The sequence below is a fragment of the Gilliamella sp. ESL0232 genome, from assembly GCF_013346885.1.
GTDB classification, from domain to species: Bacteria; Pseudomonadota; Gammaproteobacteria; order Enterobacterales; family Orbaceae; genus Gilliamella; species Gilliamella bombi.
Genome location: NZ_JAAEDW010000001.1, coordinates 348,924 through 371,086, shown reverse-complemented (window position 1 = coordinate 371,086; position 22,163 = coordinate 348,924). Strand labels below are relative to the sequence as shown.

The window sequence follows — 22,163 nt, the reverse complement described above, 5'->3', positions numbered from 1 at the left end:
GAACATAAGAAGCACATATAATAGCAAACCCACTGTTTATACTTAGCAAAAACAATAAACCTATAAGTAAACGCTTAAAATTTGTTCCAGTTTAAATTTCATAAATCTTAATATAATAAAGTATACAATTTACGTCGATAACTACTAGCTAACGGATTACTTGTTCCTAATGCCGCCAATAAATCGAGTAATGTTTTCTTCACTTGCCCGTCACCAGCATTAAGATCTTTTGTCAATGGTTTGAATAACAACTCTAATGCTTCCTCATGACGCCCTACATGCATTAATTGGGAAGACAATTGAATCATTAGTTCAACGTTATCAGGATGTTGAGCAAATTCTGCCTGTAATTGTTGTAGTTCTGGTGAATTAGCCGCTTGTTCAAGTAATTCAATTTCGGCTTGTAATCCATGATAGCTTGAATCTTGATCTTGTAGCGGAATAGTTGCCAGCACTTCTTTTGCTTCACTTAGCTGTTTAAGTTCAATTTGTGATTTTATTAGCATTAATGCAATATCGGTTCTTGGTTTACCCAAATGATCGGTTAGTGATTTCCAGGTTTGCCGTAACAGTGGTAATGCTTCTTCATATTTAGCCTCATGAAATAAATTTTGAGCTTCAATTAATTTAAGCTCATCTTCATTTGGTAGCACTTTTTCTAAAAAAGTTTTAATGGTTTCTTCGGATTGAGGACCTTGAAAGCCATCAACAGGTTGACCATTTTGAAATAAATAAACAGTTGGAATGGCCCGCAAACCAAATTGAGCAGCCAGCATTTGCTCTTCATCGCAATTAACACTTGCCAAAATAAATTGACCATGATGTTCATTAGCTAATTTAGTTAAAGTTTGAGTCATTGCTTCATAATTGGGACTTCTTGATGACCAAAAATAAAACAACACAGGGGATTGAGAAGATCTTTTTATAATCTCTTGAATATTTTGTTCACTAACATCAAAAATAAATTGATTTTGCATATTATGTCCTAAGAATACTTTGATTCATTATTTATTTTTTAAAATTCTATCCATTAATCTATCAGGAAGCAAACGTTTAGCAATAGCCGCTATTTTTGTTACTTTTGTTACCCTGTAACGTATTTTGGGTTTTTTATGTTCAAGTGCATGGAATAAGTAAGGCAACACAGCCTCAGGCGGTAACGTAAATCGTTTGGCAATAGGTGGATTTTTTACAATATTTTCTTTTTCTATTTGATTAACATTATTTGAAAAATACGTTTTTAATGGCCCAGGTTCAATTAAACTAACTTTGATATTGGTATTAGCTAATTCTAATCTTAGTACATCAGACCATGCTTCTAAAGCATATTTACTTGCTGAATAAGCTCCTCTACCAGGAGTGGCAACAATGCCAACAATTGAGCTGGTTTGAATAATACGTCCTTCATTTTCTGTAAGCATTGCAGGAAGTAGTAACTGAGTTAACTGATGTACACCAAAGAAATTGGTTGAGAATTGTGACTCTAACTGCTCTCGGCTAATTGTTGCTAATCGCCCATATACTCCAAAGCCGGCATTATTAAATAATGCATATAATTGTCCGCCTGTCATAGTTAACACTTCTTTAGCGGCTAAATGAACAGAATCAGGATCATCTAAATCAAGTAATACGGTTTCAAATCCTTGTTCAATTAATTTTTGCTGGTCAGACTTTTTGCGACAAGACGCAATAACACGATAACCACGTTTTTTTAATGCAATGGCTGAAATAAGTCCTATTCCACTTGAACAGCCTGTAATAAAAATTGTTTTCAATTTTTATCTCCGTTTTATTCATATATTGTCAAGCTAATCTTCTGCAATTATGATATCACACTTAAATAGAAGTTACCCAAACTAAGCCAGAGGATCGTATGAAAATCGCTATTATTGCTGCAATGGAAGAAGAAGTTGCCATATTAAAAAGTAAAATTACCCATTATCAAGTTGAACGCCATTTAGGTTGTGATTTTCACCTTGGTCAAATTGCCGGTTGTGAAATAGTTCTACTTCAATCAGGCATTGGTAAAGTAGCCGCAGCTTCAGGCACAACATTATTATTAAATAATTACAAGGTTGATGCCGTTATTAATACGGGTTCAGCTGGAGGACTTTCAACTGAACTCAATATTGGTGACATTATCGTATCAAAAGACGTATTTTATCATGATGTCGATTTAACCGCTTTTGGTTATAAACCAGGGCAAATGTCCGGTTGCCCAGTTGTATTTGAAGCAAGCCAACAATATCAATCATTAGCCAAATCATGTATAAAAAAACAAGGTGTTAATGCAGTTGAAGGATCAATTGGTAGTGGTGATGCATTTATTAATGGTAAAGATACATTAGAACGAATCAAACAAACCTTTCCAAATGCCATAGCGGTAGAAATGGAAGCCGCAGCAATTGGGCATGTCTGCTGGCTATTTAAAGTACCGTTTGTAGTGGTAAGAGCAATCTCAGATAATGGTGATAATGAATCTGCAATGGATTTTCAGTCATTTTTAAAACTTGCAGCCACACAATCGTCCTTAATTGTTGAATCAATGTTAAGCGAGCTAACCTAAACTCTTTTCAAAAAGAGCATACTGATGTCACAAACAATATTCACTAAACAAAGGTTGACGCCAACCAGTTAGTATTTCTGGTACGTCACCTTTTTTATCAATTTTCCATTTAATATATTGATTAATTAATCGCCGTGAAAGTAACAAATCTTGATTAAGCCCTGTTTTTAATGAAATGATTTGAGCCGCTTTTTTTAATTCATCCGAGATCTTCTTGAAATCGGGATAAGTATTAATTCTACGAATAAGTGGTACCTCGGGTATCGGTTCAGATAAAATATCGAGAATTTTTTGCCCATATAAACGAATTTCTTTACCTTTCATCCCTAATTTATCAAGTTCAGCTAATGAAGAGGGTAAATAACGTGCTATTTTCCACAAAACTTCTTCACGTATAACAAAATTTAAAGCGATATCCTGCTCTTTGGACAATTTATATCGCCAACTTGCTAATTTATACAATTGACCTAGACTTTTCCCTTTCAATTGCCAACTATTTTTAATATTTAGATAAGCATTGTTTGGATCTATCACTGTACATTTACGAGCCACCGCCATTTGGCACTCTTGATAAGCGGCTTGCAAATAATCATTTTCGGTTAATTGTGATTTTAGAATGTTTACCAATGGAAAAAGATATAACACATCATTAATAGCGTACTCACACTGTTTTTCGGTTAATGGTCGTTTTAACCAGTCTGTTCGAGTTTCACTTTTATCTAGCTCTACTTCTAAATATTTTTTTACTAGACTGGCATAACCAGAACTTAACGGATTATCTAAAAAAGAAGCCAATATTTGGCTATCAATAATAGGAGTCGGCACCATTCCAAAGTAATAAAGGAAAACCTCGATATCTTCACTGCACGAGTGGAAATACTTTTCAATTTTAGGATTTTTTAAGATCGTTAAAAAATCTTGCCAATCACTAATAGTGATTGGATCAATTAATGCAGCATGTTTTCCATCAAAGACCTGCAATAGCCCTAAATGTGGATAAAATGTACACGTACGTACAAATTCTGTATCTAATGCAATCGCTGAGCTTTTTTCGATTTTTGAACAAAACTCAGCTAGCTGATCATTATTAACAATAAGTTGATAAGACAAAGTAAAATTCCTATTTAGATAAATCTATTTATTGTGTACTTTTTTTAAATACAACATCAATCACCACAATTTCAGAGCGAGTCATTAAGCGAATAGGTGGTCCCCAAAAACCATATCCACTACTTACTATGCTAGTAAAGTTATTATCTTCATTTTGATACAAACCATAAGCGTTTTTATACATTAATTTTTCAATAAGGTTAATTGGAAATATTTGCCCAGCATGAGTATGCCCAGAAATCATTAAATCAACACCTAACTTTGCTGGTTCAGTAAGATCTTTGGGTTGGTGATCTAATAAAATAACGGGTGTATTTTTATCTGCAAACATCATCAAATCAGCTAATGTGGATCTTTTCACATCATAAAGCACAGAAGAAAAATCATCTCGCCCAATTAATGTAATTCCTATATCATCAAGATATACAATATCATCTTTTAAAACCTTCATTTTTGCTTGCTTAAAAGCATTAATAATATTCTCTTCACTATTATTTTGATTTCTAATATTTAAATATTCGTGGTTTCCAAAAATAACGTAGGTACCATGTTTCGATTTTAACTGCTGAAATTGCTTATCAAAACCTAGTTCTGTAAAGGGCGCCAAACGTTTATCTAATGTATCACCTGTAATTACAATAAAATCTGCATTTAATTGATTTACTTTATCTATCATTTGCTGAATAAATCCACTCGAAGTTAATTCATTAATATGAATATCACTAAGCTGCACAATACGCAGATTTTCAACATGAGCAGGTTTATCTATTTTTACTTGATAATAAACGGTTTTCGGACTAATTGCCATTTCATGGCTGTAATAAAATAGTGAAAAAACTAAACTTACATAAACAATTCTAAGCAGTAAGTTAGGCTTTAATTTTTTTTTGCAGAGCAAATAGATCGCATCAAAAATCAATAAAATAAAAATACTACACAAAAATCCAGCAAAAATAATATTAAAAATCAGAGATAGCTTATTAAAAATACCATCTAATGCCCTAGAAAGCACCAGTGATAATCCAGCAATTGCAACAATTAACCAATAGATGATTTTAGAATAACCAGTAAAATGAAAATTGAACCAAAATGCCCATCGTTTACCTAAATAAGCAATCATTAAAATACTGATCACTATCATCATAAATAAAATAGAAAAATAAATAAAACTCATAATTATCTGAACAATTGAAGACGAATAATGATATGATAACAAAATTATTTTTTTTCGTACCAATAACTTTTTATGGATATTAAAAAAGACCAATTATTCATCACACCTATTGAAAAATTGGGGGATTGGACTTTTGATGAGAAAGTTGCCGAAGTTTTTCCTGATATGGTGCAGCGATCTGTTCCTGGTTATTCTAATATTATCTCGATGATCGGCATGCTAGCTGGAAGATTTGTACAACCTAATTCAATGATTTATGATTTAGGTTGTTCATTAGGCGCTGCTACATTATCTATTCGACGCAATGTCAATCAAGAAAATTGCCATATTATTGCGGTTGATAATTCTCAGCCAATGGTTGAACGTTGTAAGCGGCATATTGAATCCTACAAATCAAGCACACCTGTAGACGTAATTTGTGATGATATTTGCCATATTAACATGCAAAACGCATCAATGGTTGTACTCAACTTCACCTTACAATTTTTAACTCCTGAAAATCGTCAACGTGTTTTAAATAATATCTATAATGCGTTAAAACCAAATGGCATTTTAGTCCTATCTGAAAAATTTAGTTTTAGTGATACCTGCATTGATGAATTACTATTTAATATGCATCATGATTTTAAACGTGCTAACGGCTATAGTGAGCTTGAAATCAGTCAAAAACGTAACATGCTGGAAAACGTCATGCTAACAGATACTATCGAAACACATAAACAGCGACTATCTAAAGCTGGTTTTAAACACATTGACACTTGGTTCCAATGTTTTAATTTTGGTTCTATTATTGCCATAAAATAACAGATTAATTTAAGCGTAATTGATAAAGGATAACAGAATGATTGATTTTGGTGATTTTTACCAGATTATCGCAAAAAATAGACTTAGTAGTTGGCTTGAAGTATTACCTGCACAACTCGCAAATTGGCAAAAACAAAACATAGATAGTCGCTTTAATCAATGGCTAAACAGTATTAAACATTTACCATCCATCTCACCTTATCAAATTGATTTATTACATAGTGTCACAGCGAAATCAAAAGAGCCTCTTTCTACGGGTGAACAGCAGAGGATAACACAATTATTAAAAAATATGATGCCATGGCGCAAAGGCCCTTTTCACTTGTATGGAATTGATATTGATACAGAATGGCGTTCAGATTGGAAATGGGAACGCTTAATTAATCATATTGATTGTTTAGAAGATAAAATTGTTTTAGATGTGGGTTGTAACAGTGGTTATCATTTATGGCGAATGATTGGCGCTGGAGCAAAACTTGCTGTCGGAATTGATCCTATGGCGCTTTATCTATGCCAATTTGAAGCTATTCGTAAACTACTAGGTAACGATCAGCGAGCACATTTATTACCACTTGGAATTGAACATCTCCCTAAACTTAATGCTTTTGATACCGTATTTTCAATGGGGGTTTTATATCATCGCCGCTCGCCACTTGACCATTTATTCCAATTGAAGGATCAATTGGTTGAAGGTGGACAACTAGTACTTGAAACTTTGGTTATTGATGGAGAATTACATCAAGCGTTAATGCCAGGTGATCGTTATGCACAAATGCGTAATGTCTATTTTATACCTTCTACTCCTACAATGATTAATTGGCTGGAAAAATGTGGGTATTCAGATGTAAGAATGGTTGATATATCATTAACTAATTTTGATGAACAACGCAAAACTGAATGGATGACATCAGATTCTCTGGCCAACTTTTTAGATCCAGATGATTCAACCAAAACAATTGAAGGCTACCCTGCCCCAATGCGAGCTGTTTTTATCGCAAAAAAATAATAATATAATAAAAAAAGCGTTATTAGCTTTATGAATTAAGGTTCCGCTACAGGTTGCCTTGAAATGTAAAAAATCATAGTATCTTAAGTTATATTTGGTTTATTTTTTAATTGACTAACATCTATCACTAAAAGACAAAAAAAGTGTTGTCAAAAACTTTCAGGTAACTATGTGTTTAAATATAATTATTTTATATAAATCATTAATTTTTTTTAGAAATAGGAAATAAACAATGGAGTTGTTCAAATTTATTTTGCTGTTACCTTTTAATATACTGCAAAAGGCTTGGGAAATAATTAGTACCTTTCTTATTTTTTTATTTATTTTAATAAAAGGAATTTTTTGGCTATTTAGCCCAATTATTGGTGATATTAAATGGTCAACACCAAGTTGGTTACCTGATGCAAAAAGATTTTACTATGCGACAGGTTCTGTATTAAAAAAAATAAAAACTATAATTAGCGCAAGTATTATTTTAGGATTTATTGCTTATTTTTCAGGAAATTATGCCTATCATTGGTATTTAAACCGCCCAAAACCGATTGAACCAGCACCTATAGTAATAAATACCTATTCAGCTAAATTAGTCCCACCAAGTACAAGTAACGATATAATATATATCCAATTCACCGGTGCTAAACGCCCACCAATTCCCCTAGAATCAATCAATAAAGATGAAATAACAGAAGGTATTAGTATTTCACCAAACATTGAGGGAAAATGGATATGGTCAAATGATTCAACAATAAAATTCACACCAAAAGAGAGAAAGTGGCCACTTGGTATTGAATATACAGTCATATTGGATAAGTCAAAATTATTGGCTGAAAATAGCGAACTAGAAAAAAATAGTGCAACTTTTTCCTTTATTTCTCCTAATTTTGAATATAATTTCAAAAATCGAGGTGAGCTTTATTCCAACCCTACAGAAACAAATATTAGGAACGTCATAAATACAATCAGATTTAGTCATCCTGTTGATAGGCAAAGCTTTGAAAAAAATATTATTTTATCGCTTTATGAAAAAGAGAAGAAATCTGACAATTCATACAAAAAAAACGATGATGAATTCTTAAACCATGTCGATTTTACTATAACCTATGGTGATAATGACAAAATCGCATATATAAAGAGCGCACCTATTCCCTTACTTGATAAAGAAGGTTATTTAAAAATAACAATTAACAAAGGGGTTAGATCAACTTTAGGTGGTAACTCAATGAATTATGATATAACTAATAGTGTAACTGTACCAGATAAATATCATTTAAGTGTTACAAGAACAGAGCTTACATTGGTTGAAAAAAGCAATGAAAAAATACAGCAGGTATTAGTTTTATCATTAAGTCATGCCGTAAGATCTGAAGATGTATCGAAAGCAATCAAAGTTTGGCAATTACCTGAAAATAACAATGGTTCTTATAGTGAAAGCTATTACAATAGATCTTCTGGTAGATACGAAACAAAATACAATGTAACACCAGAAATACTCGAAAGAGCAACTCCAATATCAATAAAACCAATTGATACTGAACTTGCTTATCAGAATCAAATTAGCTTTGAATTTAAAACTGAACAAAACTCAAAGGTATATATTGAAGTTAATCAACCTTTATCTTCTCAAGAGGGGTATTTTTTAAAACAAGATTATCAGACAATATTAACAGTTCCTAGTTACCCAACTTATCTTGATTTTGCCGCATCAGGTTCTTTATTATCTTTATCTGGCGAGAAAAAACTACCTATAGTATCGCGCAATGTAGAGCAGATGAAGTTAGAAATAGATCGCGTTATCCCTTCACAGCTTCAACATTTGGTAGCTTTTAATCAAAGTTACGAATTTAGCGATATGAATTTTGGCGAATTGGATAATGATCATTTTATTGAAAAATACAGCATAACTAAAGACGTTACAGGTGCTCCTGAAGAAGTTAAATACACAAATGTCGATTTAACTCGTTACTTAACTGCTAACACAAATGGGAATAAGAATCGTGGTGTCTTTTTGTTAAGACTTTATGGAAAAGATAAAAAAGATACTAAATATGAGTTCATGGCTTCACGCTTTATTGTCGTTACTGATTTAGGAATTATCGCCAAAAAGTCACTTGATCAATCCAATGATCTCTTTATTCAATCAATAAGTTCAGGCGAACCCATTAGCGGTGCTAAAGTTTCAGTTCTAGGCATGAATGGGATTGCTATTACGTCTAAAAATACAGATGATAATGGTCATGTTCGTTTTGCACCATTGTCTGAATATTATCAAGGCATTAAGCCTCTTTTATATGTTGTTGAAAAAGACCGTGACCTATCATTTTTACCAATCAAAAGTTATGAAAGAAATTTAAATCTATCTCGTTTTGATATCGGCGGCATTCGTGAAACTCTTGAAGGTGGGGAGTTACGATCTCACATCTTTTCAGATCGAGGTGTTTATCGCCCTGGCGACACATTCCATATAGGTACCATAGTTAGAGCTCAAAAATGGACTAATTCCTTAGAGGGTATCACCGTAGAAGCAGAAATTTACGATCCAAAATCCAATCTAGCACTCAAAAAATCGATTGTACTAAATAAATCAGGTTTTAATGAACTTAGCTATAAAACTAACTATGAATCCCCTACTGGTGATTGGTATATTAATTTATATTTAAAAAATGATGATGAAGAATCGCGAATCCTATTAGGCTCAAGTTCGGTTGTAGTTCGTGAATTTGAACCAGATAAAACTGCTGTTTCTCTTAAGTTGTTGCCAGAAATAAAAGATGGTTGGTTAAAACCTGAAAATATCCAAGCTGAGATTAAAGCCAAAAACCTAATCGGTACTGATGCAACTAATCGTCGAGTCACAAATACATTAGTTCTTGAACCATCAACACCTTATTTCAAAAAATATGAAGATTACTATTTCTACCAAAATATTTCTGGTGAAAGAAATAGTTTTAAAGTTGAATTAGATGAAAAAACAACAGATGAAAACGGTATAGTAAAACTCAATCTCAATGACAATATACAAAGCTTTGAAGGAAACTACACGCTAAGAATGTTAACCGATGTTTTTGAGCCTGATAGTGGACGAAGCGTTGCGACAACTGCAAGCACCTTTATTTCACCAAATGATTATTTAGTCGGAGCTAAAGCGGATGGCAATTTAAGATATATTAACAGGGATTCAGTTCGTCATATTGATTTTATAGCGATAAATCCGACTTTAGAAAAAATAGAGTTATCTGATCTAAAACTTGTTTTAATTGAAGAAAAATATCTATCGGTATTAGTTAGACAATCTTCAGGAGTTTATAAATATGAATCACGCCGTAAAGAATCGGTTCTATCTGAACAACCATTTAAGATTAATCAAGATAAAACTAGGTATCAATTAGATAGTAAAAATCCTGGTAATTATATTATTCAAATCAAAAATAATGATGACAAATTACTTTACCAAGGTAAATACTCTATTGTAGGTAAAGCGAATGTTACTCGTAATTTAGACCGTAATGCAGAGCTTTCATTAAAAATTAAAGACGCACAATATAATCCAGGTGATGAAATAGAAGTCTCAATCACAGCTCCTTATGTAGGTAGTGGTATTATTACTATTGAGCGCGACAAAGTGTATGCTTGGAAGTGGTTCCACACAGATACAACAAGCTCAATACAAAAAATAACCCTACCAAAAGACATTGGTGGTAATGGTTATATTAATGTCCAATTTATTCGTGATCCAAATTCAGATGAAATTTTTATGAGTCCACTTAGTTACGGTGTTATACCTTTCAAAATTTCAAATGATCAATTTAACGATAAAATCGTATTACAAGCACCATCACTGATAAAACCAGGAGATACACTACCAATTACAATACACACAAATACGCCACAAAAAGCAGTTGTATTTGCCGTAGACGAAGGGATTTTGCAAGTCTCAAATTATAAACTGAAAGATCCATTAAATAGTTTCTTACGCAAAAAAGCACTATCTGTAAGAACGTCGCAAATTTTAGATCTTATATTGCCAGAATTTCGACATTTAATAACAGCTTCAGCACCTGGTGGTGATGGTGATAATGATGATGTCTTATCAAATCATTTAAATCCATTTAAACGGAAAATAGATGAACCAGTAGCTTATTGGTCAGGTATTATCGATGTCGATGGCGATAAAACCATTGAATATAAAGTGCCTGATTATTTTAATGGCAAAATTCGTATCATGGCAGTATCAGTTGGTGACAAAACAATGGGACATACTCAAATGTCAACAACAGTACATAATGATATTGTTTTACAACCTAATGTCCCATATTTTGCTGCACCAAATGATGAGTTTGAAGTTTCCCTAAACGTAACTAATCTTATTGAAAATATTGGTGATAAAGTAATTCCTATTAATGTTAAAGTTTCAACCACTCCTAATCTATCAATCACGAGTGATAATAAAAAAACCATCGAATTGGCTAATGGCAAAGATGGGGTTTTAAAATTTAACTTTAAAGCAACAGATCAGCTTGGTAATGGCGATCTTCACTTTTCCGCCAACTATAATGATATAACAATTACTCGTGATATTAGCCTTTCAATACGGCCATTAACTGAATACAGATTAATCACAAGAATGGGAAGAATGGCAGATCATAAACAAACGTTTACTGATTTTAGAGACATGTATAATAATTTAAGTAAACGTGAAGCTGCTGCAGCTTATTCACCATTCATACTAAGTAAAGGCCTAAGTACCTATTTGCAGGATTACCCTCATTATTGCTCTGAACAGATTGTTAGTCGCGCGATTCCTATTTTGATCGCTAGTAAATATAAGGAATTTGATCTGGCCTCAAAAGAAGGAATAGCTCCATTATCAGAATTATTCCAAGTGCTGCAATCTCGCCAAAATAGTGAAGGTGCAATTGGTTTATGGTACTCAACTTATAATGTTGATCCATTTATTACATTATATGCAGTAAACTTTATGCTTGAAGCAAAAGAAATGGGTTATCAAGTTCCCCAAAAAATGCTTGATAATGCTAATAAATATTTGCAAACAATTGCTGAATCTAGTGATACTAGTACTTATGGTTTAAGAGTACGTGCTTATGCTATCTATTTATTAACAAGGCAAAATCAAGTTACAACAAGCTATTTAGCCTCTACCATTAGCAATCTTAATCGAAAAGATGATTCATGGAAAAAAGATATAACAGCAATGTATTTAGCTTCATCATATAAAATGTTAAAGATGGATAAAGAAGCAAATAAATTAATCAAACCTGTTTGGCAACAATTAGAAGCTGCATATGATCGTGCTTGGTGGCTAAACAACTATTATGATCCACTGGTCGTTAATGCAGGAAAAATCTATTTAATTAGCAAACATTTTCCTGAAAAAGCAAAAGATATTCCTGCACAAGCATTAGAAAATATGGTTATCATGCTAAATAAACAAAAATATACTACTCAATCAGCAGCAATGACAATATTGGCTTTAAGTAGTTATTCGCAGAGCATTGAACAATCAAATTTATCTAAAGATACTCTTGAAATTAATGCAATATCAAAGGATGCAGAAAAACAAAGAATTATTGCAAATTTAAGTGGAATTTTAGCTAAAGGCAAGTTTAATGATCAAGATGCACAATTAAATATAACTAATAAATCAAACTTTCCTGCTTGGTATATGATTTCTGAACAAGGATATGACAAAACTCCACCTAAAGAGCCAATTAAAAGGGGGCTTGAAGTATATCGTGAATTTACTGATCTTGATGGCAAACCTGTTGAACAAGTCAAACTTGGCGATAAAATTAACGTAACAGTTAGAATCCGAGCACTAGCAGATGAAGGTGCAACTAATATTGCCATTGTTGATTTACTACCAGGTGGTTTTGAAGTAGTACAACAACCAATAAATTCTCAGGAAAAAGATTATGACGAATATATTCAAGATAATGAAGAATATGATGACTATGAAGAAGATGATTATGATGAAAATTATGGCTGGGTTTCTCCAATTAGTATAAAAACAGGAAAACACACTTGGTATCCTGAATATACAGATGTACGTGAAGATCGTGTTATTATTTATGGTTCAACTTATAATAATAAAATACAAGAATTCACCTATCAAATAAAAGCAACTAATGTAGGAATCTATAGCATTCCACCTGCATTTGGTGAAGCAATGTATGATCGTGATATTCAAGCGGTATCAAAAGGTGGGCAAAAGATAAGAATCATCCCACAACAATAGTTGTTTTTACAGTTAATCAATCACTGAAACGGGCTTATAGCCCGTTTTTATCAAAGATAACGATAATAATAAAAAACATATTCTAAACCTTGCTTTTAATATTCAAACGATTAAATTAATTTTATGCTTAATATAAAACAGAAAATGAAACAATAAGGTTATTGATAGGCAAATGAAAAGGTAAATGCTATGCTTATAGCATTATAAAATAATATATTTTCGTTTAACATTTAAAGGTAATTTTTATGGCCCTACCGTCTTTTTTAACAATATATAACGAACTAATTTCAATACCAACAATTAGTAACGTTACTAACAAGAAATTAGATTATTCTAACAAAGCACTCATCGACAAGTTAGCCTGTTGGTTTGAAGATTTAGGTTTTGCTATTGATATCCAACCTGTTCCTAATACTCGTCATAAATATAATATGTTAGCTACTTATTCAAATACCGAAAATAAAACCCAAGGTGGTTTATTGCTAAGTGGACACAGTGACACTGTTCCGTTTGATGATGGGCAATGGAGTAAAGATCCCTTTAAATTAACGGAAGAAAATAATAAGTTATATGGACTTGGCACCGCTGATATGAAAGGCTTTTTTGCCTTTATTTTAGATGCGCTGCGTGATATTGATCTTAAAAAGTTAACTAAACCCATTTATATCCTTGCCACCGCCGATGAAGAAACTTCAATGGCTGGTGCCGCATTTTTTGCGAAGAATACTAAATTACAACCCGACTGTACTATTATTGGCGAACCAACATCGTTAATCCCCATCAGAGCACATAAAGGATTTATCTCTAATTCCATTAAAGTCATTGGTAAATCAGGGCATTCTAGCGATCCCGATAAAGGTATTAACGCTATCGAAGTGATGAATTTAGTCATTGAACGCTTGTTAGTACTAAAACAAAAATTTAAAGAACAATATCATAATGACGGGTTTAGCGTTCCTTACCCTACTCTAAATTTAGGTGTTATTCACGGGGGGGATGCGGCCAACCGTATTTGCGGTTGTTGTGAGCTAGTGATTGATATTCGTGTATTGCCCGATAACGATGTTGATTCACTTTATCATGCGCTTTGTGAAGCACTGCAACCCGTTATGGATAAATATCCAAATCGAATTGCTATAGAATACGAAGTTGCCCCAATTCCGGGCTATGAGTGTAAAAAAGATCATCCAGCATTACAACACATTGAAAAATTAGTCGGTCATAGTGCGCAGACAGTCAACTACAGCACAGAAGCCCCCTACCTAAACCAAATTTCACCAACGATTGTATTAGGACCTGGTTCAATTGAACAAGCACACCAGCCCGATGAGTTTATTTCAATGGACTTTTTAAAACCAACTAAAATAGCAATAGAACAACTAATTAAGGATTTTTGTCTTTAATCTGTTTTTTATTCGCCGATAAAATAACATCGGCGAAATCTTATAAAATAAATCTAACTAAATGGAAAAAGTTGCAAAATCGGTAGCGATTTCAGTATTTGCAAAAACACTTTTTGCTTCATTAACTAACTTTTTATTGTTATTCAAATTATATCTTGGGCTTATATGAGTCATTATAAGTCTTTTGGCATTAGCTTGTTTGGCAATCGTTGCCGCATGTATAGTGGTGGAATGACCACGTTCAATAGCCTTATCAACTAAAGCATGTTCTTGGGTTGCTTCATGAACAAGCAAATCAACATCATTAGCAAGATCAATTGAGGTTTGGCAAGGAATAGTATCACCTAAAATTGCTAACTTTCGGCCTTTTTTAATTTGACCTAAGTAATCTGTGCCATTAATTATTCGCCCATCATCAAGTGTAATTGTTTTACCATTTTTAAGATCGTTATAAAAAGGACCAGCCTGAATATTATCTTGCTTTAATTTATCGATATTAAGCTGAGCTGGTAGATCTTTTTCGATAATACGATAACCAAAACACGGCACACGATGTTGTAATAATTTTGCTTCTACTTGAAACTGATTATCTTCAAAAACGATACAATTTTCTTCAAGCTCAATGATGTTAAGAGGATAGGTTAACCAAGAATAACTAATTTCAATAACAGTTTCGATAAGGATTTTAATTCCTTTCGGAGCGATCAATGTTAAAGGAGATTGATTCTGCATCAAGGAACGGGAAGTTAAAACACCTGGTAGTCCAAACAGATGATCGCCATGTAGATGTGTTAAAAAAATGATCTCAAGTTTAGCAAGACTAAACTTGGCTTTTTGCATTTGCATCTGAGTTGCCTCACCACAATCAAAAAGCCAGAACTTACCCCGCTCTTGCCTAAGATCCAATAAAATACTGCTCACATTACGTTGTAATGTTGGGGAACCAGCACTTGTCCCTAAAAAAGTCAAATTCATAAAGATTTAAACATTTTTACGTTCAATAGTCTGTTCACCCCAGAACAACTTATCCGCTTTGGTTTTAGAAAACGCAATTTTCAACACTTCATCACTACCTTCTGACCAAATTTGTTCGGCAAGTTTTTCATCATGGTTAGCTAGCTCAAAAATAGCCTCAGCAATTTCAATCGAGGTTTCACGAACAGAAGCCCAAGATTTAATATCATGTATTTCTTTTTTATCGATGTTCATTTTGCTACTCCTTTGAGTTGAATTAGAGGTAAAATAAACCTATTTACTGCAAAACACAATAGGCTAAATACGTATGATAACAATTATTTCTCCGGCGAAAACTTTGGATTACCAATCTCCATTATTAACCCCAAATTACACACTTCCTCAATTTATTGACTTAACTAAAAAACTTATTCAAGATTGCAAAAAACTAAGTGTTGAGAATTTAGCTAACTTAATGTCTATTAGCAAAAAATTAGCCGAACTTAATTATGAGCGATTTAAAGATTGGCATAGTGATTTTAATCTTGAAAATGCAAGACAAGCTATACTTGCTTTTAAAGGTGATGTTTATGAAGGATTACATGTTGAAGATTTTACTGATAAAAATCTAAAGTTTGCACAATCCCATTTAAGAATATTATCAGGCCTTTACGGTATTTTAAGACCACTTGACCTAATTCAACCTTATCGTTTAGAAATGGGGATCCGCTTAAAAAATGGCGATAACAGTAACCTTTATCAATTTTGGGGCGATAAATTAACTCAACACCTTAATAGTGAACTAGCCAAAACATCACATCGCACATTAATCAATTTAGCCTCAAACGAATATTTCAAAGCGATCAAACCAAAACAATTAAATGCAACTATAATTCAGCCTATTTTTTTAGATCAAAGCAAAGATACCTATAAAGTTATCAGTTTTTATGCAAAAAAAGCACGCGGACTAATGAGCCGATACATTATAAAAAATTGCATTGAAAAGAGTGACGATATTAAAAGTTTTAATCTAGAAGGCTATCAATTTGATTCGAAACGATCAACTGACTTAGAATGGTACTTTATACGCAATCATCAATAAAATAATAATGATGGAATTTCTTACTACATTATGGGCACAGTTTTTATCTACTTTGCCTTTATTTATCTTAATTTTATTAGGATATTTAGCTGTTAAAATTGGTCGTTGGCAAAAAACAGTAACCGATAGCTTAACTAAATTTACTTTTTATATTGCATTCCCCATAATGCTGTTTCAGATTATGAGTCATTTTTCTGAACAGTCGCAAATCGATATAAAAGTGTTATTTGTCTTTTTTGGTGGATCATTTATCGTCTTTGCGTTTGGTTGTTTGGTTGCATCAAAATTATTTAAATTAACAGGTTCAGAAAGTACACTTTTTGCTATGGGTGGTATTTATACTAATACCGTCTTTGTTGGCATTCCCATCATCAAAATGCTACTTGGCGAGAAAGCAATCCCCATTGTAGCCATTATTGTTATATTTAACGCTCTGATTTTATGGACACTTGCTACCGTATCAATTGAATTTGTTCAAATGGGTAAATTTTCTGGACGGAGCTTTATCAAAGCATTAAAAAACGTATCAAAAAATCCTATTATTATAGGTATTTTCACTGGGATTGTCGTAAATTATATTGGATTACCTATGCCCAAATTTATCAATCAGTCAACAAAAATGGTCAGCGATATGACTGCACCACTCTCATTAATTGTGCTAGGTATGGGACTGGCTGAATATAAAATTCGCGACAAATTACTTATTACGACCTCTATCTGTATTTTAAAATTAGCTGCATTGCCAATTGTTACTTACATTATGGGTAAACTATTAGGTTTACCAACTTTGGAATTACAGGTAGTGGTATTACTTAGTTCGGTTTCAATTGCAATAAATTGTTATATGATGGCAAGACAGTTTGAAGTGTTACAAGGACCTATTGCTTCAAGCTTACTAATATCAACGACGCTGTCTTCTATTACAACACCGCTAATTTTATCGATTATGACACATTTACCTTAACTGCTTATTGTGCTTAACTCAATGATCGATTTTTAATTTTGTAGTGTAGCAATAGTGCCAACACAATAACTACACTACCTAATATAAAGCGTAACCAGTCTAATGATTGATGCCAAATAACCACATTCACTAAAATCCCTGTTGGGATAACCACATTATTCATAATAGCCAAAGTACCCGAATCAACTTTTGTCGCGCCAAAATTCCATAAAAAGTAACACACACCAGAAGCCACTATTCCAAGCCAAATAATAATTCCCCATTGCAAATTAGTTGTTGGTAATTTTGATGCATCACCAAACAGCAGCCAGCCAAAGCTGGCAACAATCACTGATCCAAAATAAACCCAAGCAAAAGCTTGATGTTGGGGCATTGGATAAACCTCCATAATCCTTTTATACCCTACTTGACCTAAGGCAAAAACAATATTAGCCCCTTGAATTAATAAAAAACCAATAATAAAGTTTGTACTAATATGATCATAACGAATAATAGCGGCACCAATAACAGCTATTATTGCCGTAAAAAGGTAACTCAATCGTAATGGATGACGTTGCAGTAAATCATAAATAACCGTGACATAAATTGGTGTAAAAATGGTAAACAACAGCACTTCAGGTACTGAAATATATTGGAAGGAATTATAATAAAAAAAGTACATAACCCCTAATTGACAAGCCCCAACCCCCATTAAAAGAAATAGGGTTTTAAGCTTAATATTTCTAAAGTGTAAAAAAGGCAAAAAGGTAATAAATGCTAACACAACACGCATAACCACAGCAAACCAAGTATCAACCTGTCCACTGATATAAACACCAATAAAACTAAACGAAAACGACCAAATAATTGTTACAAAAATAAGATAAAGCATAATTGATGGATATAAAGAAAATAATAGAGACGCATCGTATCAATTGGCTTAACACTTGTAAACTTTATATCATAAAAATTGATTACTATGATAAAATAATTGACAATCTTTAGGAATTGCTAACGCTATATACAATAGTCTGAGAAACCATGGTAATGGACATGCATAAAAAAATTTAATAAATAAAATTAAATGTTAGTGATAAAAAATTGACTAACGTAGCCTCTTTGGTGAAAAACCAAAACGTTGTTTAAAGTAAAAAGCAAAACGAGAGCCTGATTCATATCCCACTTCTTGGGCAATTTGTAGGATCGTTTTTTGGGTAGTTTGTAACAGCATTAAACCAAAATTCATTCTTATATCTAAGATAATTTTGGATAAATTATATCCTTCTAAAGCAAGATGTCGTCGTAAAGTTGATTCGCTCATAGCAAATTGTTTAGCAATTTCTGCTGCCTGCCACTTTTTGTCTGGCTGCTGGTTAATAATTTCGCGAATTTTTTGGCTAATTTTTGGGTTATTATTCAGGGGAAAATACACACCAAATGCAGATAATCTAATTAATAATTCAATAAATAAATGTTTAACAAGATTAGAATTGCATTGGTTATGGGTCAATAATTCTGTTTTAATCTGTACCAATCGAGTAATAAAAGTTTCAGGTAATATTGTTTCAACTTTAATTTTTTTAAGAATTTGACTATTCTGATAAAGATGAGATAAAGCAAATTGGTCTATTAACTGTGCATGCCAAGAATAACAGATGGCTTGATAATCCTTATCATCAATATAAAAATTATTTATATTCATTAAATTACCTGCTGGAATCAGGACTAATTGACCTGTTTTTACCTTAAAATATTCGCCCTCACATTCAATCTGTTTTTCGCCATTTATGACATAGACAATCATTGGATCATTGCTTTGAATCTGCTTTAGGGTTTGATTACAACGTTGTGTTATATAAGTCACTCGACCAATTGAAGCAAAATCCATAATCCTAATAGCCTATTAACCAATATCAACGTGAGTAGGAGTAAATCATATCTGCCTTCGCTATTTGATGCGAATTAGCAATAAAACCAATTAGAGCTGGTGTGGTTTGTTCATCAACCTCAATGTGATCAATGTCTAGTGCATAAAGTGTAAATTGATATCGATGAGTCGAATTTAGCGGAGGACATGGACCACCGTAATTTATCACGCCAAAATCATTACGTACTAACCTACTTCCTTTAGGTAATAAATTGGGATTATTTCCTGCTGATTGTTTAATAAACGGCGTTTGTACAGGAATATTAACAATCACCCAATGCCACCAACCAGAACCCGTTGGTGCATCAGGATCATACATAGTTAATACTAAACTTTTTGTCGCTTTGGGTAGATTTTGCCATGAAATTTGCGGAGATATATTTTCGCCTTGACAACCAAATTGATTGGATATAAACCGAGCAGTAAACCCGCTATCGACAAGATCAGTGCTAGTTAATTGTAATTGTGCCGCATTACTGCAACTTGTACTCAATAATAATGTACTATAAATAATGGCTTTCGCTTTGTACAAAATACGCATGTTAACCTCTTTTAACTATTAAATAAAAGCCATCATAAGGAATTTTCAATCTATAATCAGCACAAATTAGCTTAAATATGACACAAATTCGATTAATATTATCATTCTCTTGCGGCTAATACTCGTTCAACCATATCAACAATGGCTTGAGTTTGTGAGTCAATTTCAATTTTGACTTTGTCTCCTACTTACTTGTCAAAAAGGCAAAAGCTTCAATCGGGCTTTCTTTAATACGTTAAATGGTTGGGCGAATGACCATAAAGCTTTTAGCCAAATCAGTGACCGTTTATGATATAAGCGCCATATCTCTTGTCTGTAATAAGGCGTTAGTTTTGTTTTTTATGTATATCCATTACAGCAATTTTTCAAATTACTGTAAACAATGCTAGTAAATCCTAGAGATAAACAGATTTCACCAGCAACTATCCTGTGCAAAGGATTTGCCATTAATGTCTTTTTATGGTGTAACACAGACAGCGCGATAAGTTGAATAGGAAAAATCCCCGAAAACACGAGGTGCACCAACATTCGATATTACCCACATTCCTTTACCTTTATAATCACCACTTAATGACACATCTGCACTCCAATACATATAGCTATCCCAATCGGTTCCAGTATAACCATTGCATTTGGATGCACCACCAGAGCCTGCAGCATTCCAGTCATTGACTATACATCCCCATTCATTCAATATTCCCCCTATCCATCTTCCTCCAGTTTGGTAACTCAATTGACGAAGAGCAGCCCATTTATTCCGTCCAGGTATCCCACCTGACCAACCTCTCCTATTAGTGTTCGTATAATCATTCATATCAGGTATTCGATAACCGCTTCCTAAACTGTGACAATAATTCCTTACAGCTGTTTGAGCATCTGTGCCATTTCCTGTTCCATTATACACAACATTAGGCTGTGCTATATACCAACGCATTAGCCTGAATTCATATAATAATTTGTTCTTACTGCTATCAGCATACAGTTTAAAAGTTACAGGGTTAAAACTTTTATCATTTGAGTTATAACGCGGCCCTTTTAACGTTATCTTCAAACCTGGCTCGCTATACCCATATGGTTTAGGTCCATAATACTCATGCCTCCATCTTGGCGTATTTTCGGTGCTTAATATTAAACTGACATTTCCCCCCTCTTCTGCACTAACTAGATTACCATTGGCTGCTAATACTTCGGCTGGCGTTATACCTTCAAATAACAAATAAAAATACAATCCATGCGATCCTGTACTTGGAAAGTTATTTTCTTTTATGCTTGAGTCATTTTCGTAATTTCCATTATTTGATGCACTCGATACTTTGTACCCCTTCCAAGCAACCCATGTCTCACCATTTGAATTTTCATTATAATAGTCGCCATAAGCAGTGTCATCATGGGCCAAATTGGGTTGTGCATATAATACAGAACAAGGGGTTATATTATTTTTATGTGGTTTAATATAATAAGTGTGCTCTATTGCATTAAAAGTACTTTTTTTAGGTGAACCATACCGTGTTGATAATTCGCCTGAGGTTGCTTTTATCGTTAATTGATAATTTGCAGCACATGAAGTACTTAATAATTCGGTTGGGTTTGCTTTTACGTTTGCTGTTATATCGTTACCCATATTATCTTGCCACTTTACAGTTATACTTCCAGTGGCACTTATATCACCATCGCCATCATCATCGCCCCAATAATTGTATGGAGTACCAATTAAATTATTTAAATCAAAACTTGGATAATAGCTATTCCCTGATGTTGGGAGTGGCACCACTGTTTTTATATCACTAAACTTTTTTATACTTTGTGGTAGCTCTATCGGCTTTATGAAGCTTGATACATCTTCATTTGCTTTTATCTCCATTTCATCTGCTAAAGTTATTGCAAGTAATGCTTCGGTATTTTCTGCCTTAGTTAATCCACCATCAAAGGTTAGATATGGTGCACTACCATTGATTACATTACTGGTTGTCGCACTTAACGCATTTGCTATATTGATATTGGCAGTTAATAATAGACTTATAACAATAAATAATAGTGTGATGGAAAAATGAGATAATAAAAACCTTGAAGATTTTATAAGTAAATTAAAATTCGAATTTAATCCTAAATGAAAAGGCATTAGCGAATTGGTAATGCTTACCATCAATAAATTACGTCTTGTTTTCAATCCAAAAAATAAACTCAAGTGATAGCTAGCTATTAAACAACATGTTAACATGCTTCTAATTCCTTTGTTTCAATATATATTTATTTTAATTTTATATACTCAATATAAAGTATAAATAGGTTAAACGGTTTTTTCAAATTTGAAATTAGGGTATTTGTTAAGGAGTGTAAAAAGATAATTATTGATTCATTAGGGCGCTTTTGTCTGCGATGA

At 33.0% G+C, this 22,163-nt stretch carries 17 protein-coding genes and 1 pseudogene; 7 read left to right on the top strand and 11 right to left on the bottom strand.

Features of this window, described 5'->3' with window-relative positions:
* Positions 1-107: 107 nt before the first annotated feature.
* Together GYW75_RS01655 and GYW75_RS01650 are read right to left on the bottom strand one after the other, a co-directional pair.
* The gene (locus GYW75_RS01655) at positions 108-977 is read right to left on the bottom strand and encodes a co-chaperone YbbN (protein WP_174798183.1); all 870 of its coding nucleotides are present in this window, start codon (positions 975-977) and stop codon (positions 108-110) included.
* A 27-nt stretch (positions 978-1,004) separates the two neighbouring features.
* The gene (locus GYW75_RS01650) at positions 1,005-1,775 is read right to left on the bottom strand and encodes an SDR family oxidoreductase (protein ID WP_174798182.1); all 771 of its coding nucleotides are present in this window, start codon (positions 1,773-1,775) and stop codon (positions 1,005-1,007) included.
* Positions 1,776-1,873: 98 nt separating this feature from the next.
* On the opposite strand from GYW75_RS01650, the gene GYW75_RS01645 reads away from it, so the two are divergent.
* On the top strand, positions 1,874-2,566 hold the full coding sequence (locus GYW75_RS01645; protein ID WP_174798181.1) for a 5'-methylthioadenosine/adenosylhomocysteine nucleosidase: 693 nt from the start codon (positions 1,874-1,876) through the stop codon (positions 2,564-2,566).
* Positions 2,567-2,593: 27 nt separating this feature from the next.
* Here the strand turns inward: GYW75_RS01645 and rnd are convergent, their stop codons facing one another.
* Both rnd and GYW75_RS01635 read right to left on the bottom strand, forming a co-directional pair.
* Positions 2,594-3,676, bottom strand: a complete 1,083-nt coding sequence (gene rnd / locus GYW75_RS01640; RefSeq protein ID WP_174798180.1) for a ribonuclease D — start codon at positions 3,674-3,676, stop codon at positions 2,594-2,596.
* Between the two features lie 28 nt (positions 3,677-3,704).
* Positions 3,705-4,850: a metallophosphoesterase gene (locus GYW75_RS01635; RefSeq protein ID WP_143422002.1), complete on the bottom strand. Its 1,146-nt coding sequence runs from the start codon at positions 4,848-4,850 to the stop codon at positions 3,705-3,707.
* 72 nt (positions 4,851-4,922) lie between these two features.
* Here GYW75_RS01635 and cmoA point away from each other — a divergent pair, with 72 nt between their 5' ends.
* The 4 genes from cmoA (at position 4,923) to argE (ending at position 14,316) form a co-directional block, all read left to right on the top strand.
* Positions 4,923-5,654, top strand: coding sequence for a carboxy-S-adenosyl-L-methionine synthase CmoA (gene cmoA / locus GYW75_RS01630; protein ID WP_065561420.1), 732 nt, complete (start codon positions 4,923-4,925; stop codon positions 5,652-5,654).
* Between the two features lie 37 nt (positions 5,655-5,691).
* Positions 5,692-6,660 (top strand): tRNA 5-methoxyuridine(34)/uridine 5-oxyacetic acid(34) synthase CmoB, encoded by a 969-nt coding sequence (cmoB, locus tag GYW75_RS01625; RefSeq protein WP_174798179.1) that lies wholly within the window; start codon positions 5,692-5,694, stop codon positions 6,658-6,660.
* A gap of 232 nt (positions 6,661-6,892) precedes the next feature.
* Positions 6,893-12,913, top strand: coding sequence for an alpha-2-macroglobulin family protein (locus GYW75_RS01620; RefSeq protein ID WP_174798178.1), 6,021 nt, complete (start codon positions 6,893-6,895; stop codon positions 12,911-12,913).
* A gap of 239 nt (positions 12,914-13,152) precedes the next feature.
* Entirely contained in the window at positions 13,153-14,316 is a 1,164-nt protein-coding gene (gene argE / locus GYW75_RS01615) for an acetylornithine deacetylase (protein ID WP_208610420.1), read from the top strand.
* A 57-nt stretch (positions 14,317-14,373) separates the two neighbouring features.
* On the opposite strand, the gene rnz is transcribed toward argE, so the two are convergent.
* Together rnz and GYW75_RS01605 are read right to left on the bottom strand one after the other, a co-directional pair.
* Entirely contained in the window at positions 14,374-15,291 is a 918-nt protein-coding gene (rnz, locus tag GYW75_RS01610; protein WP_174798177.1) for a ribonuclease Z, read from the bottom strand.
* Positions 15,292-15,297: 6 nt separating this feature from the next.
* Positions 15,298-15,525, bottom strand: a complete 228-nt coding sequence (locus tag GYW75_RS01605) for a YccJ family protein (RefSeq protein ID WP_034910542.1) — start codon at positions 15,523-15,525, stop codon at positions 15,298-15,300.
* Positions 15,526-15,598: 73 nt separating this feature from the next.
* Between GYW75_RS01605 and yaaA the strand changes: the two genes are divergently transcribed.
* The gene (gene yaaA, locus GYW75_RS01600) at positions 15,599-16,372 is read left to right on the top strand and encodes a peroxide stress protein YaaA (RefSeq protein WP_174798176.1); all 774 of its coding nucleotides are present in this window, start codon (positions 15,599-15,601) and stop codon (positions 16,370-16,372) included.
* Positions 16,373-16,379: 7 nt separating this feature from the next.
* Positions 16,380-17,336 (top strand): AEC family transporter, encoded by a 957-nt coding sequence (locus tag GYW75_RS01595; protein ID WP_034910537.1) that lies wholly within the window; start codon positions 16,380-16,382, stop codon positions 17,334-17,336.
* A gap of 13 nt (positions 17,337-17,349) precedes the next feature.
* Here the strand turns inward: GYW75_RS01595 and GYW75_RS01590 are convergent, their stop codons facing one another.
* From GYW75_RS01590 to GYW75_RS01575, 5 genes and pseudogenes are all read right to left on the bottom strand, one after another.
* Complete coding sequence (locus GYW75_RS01590; RefSeq protein WP_174798175.1) at positions 17,350-18,207, bottom strand: carboxylate/amino acid/amine transporter; 858 nt, start codon at positions 18,205-18,207, stop codon at positions 17,350-17,352.
* 213 nt (positions 18,208-18,420) lie between these two features.
* Positions 18,421-19,203: an AraC family transcriptional regulator gene (locus GYW75_RS01585; RefSeq protein ID WP_085164084.1), complete on the bottom strand. Its 783-nt coding sequence runs from the start codon at positions 19,201-19,203 to the stop codon at positions 18,421-18,423.
* 25 nt (positions 19,204-19,228) lie between these two features.
* Complete coding sequence (locus GYW75_RS01580) at positions 19,229-19,783, bottom strand: YbhB/YbcL family Raf kinase inhibitor-like protein (RefSeq protein WP_065589802.1); 555 nt, start codon at positions 19,781-19,783, stop codon at positions 19,229-19,231.
* A 101-nt stretch (positions 19,784-19,884) separates the two neighbouring features.
* Positions 19,885-19,971 (bottom strand): annotated as a pseudogene (locus GYW75_RS12655) (riboflavin synthase); the annotation flags it as partial.
* A gap of 269 nt (positions 19,972-20,240) precedes the next feature.
* On the bottom strand, positions 20,241-22,001 hold the full coding sequence (locus GYW75_RS01575) for a hypothetical protein (RefSeq protein ID WP_085164085.1): 1,761 nt from the start codon (positions 21,999-22,001) through the stop codon (positions 20,241-20,243).
* Between the last annotated feature and the right edge of the window lie 162 nt (positions 22,002-22,163).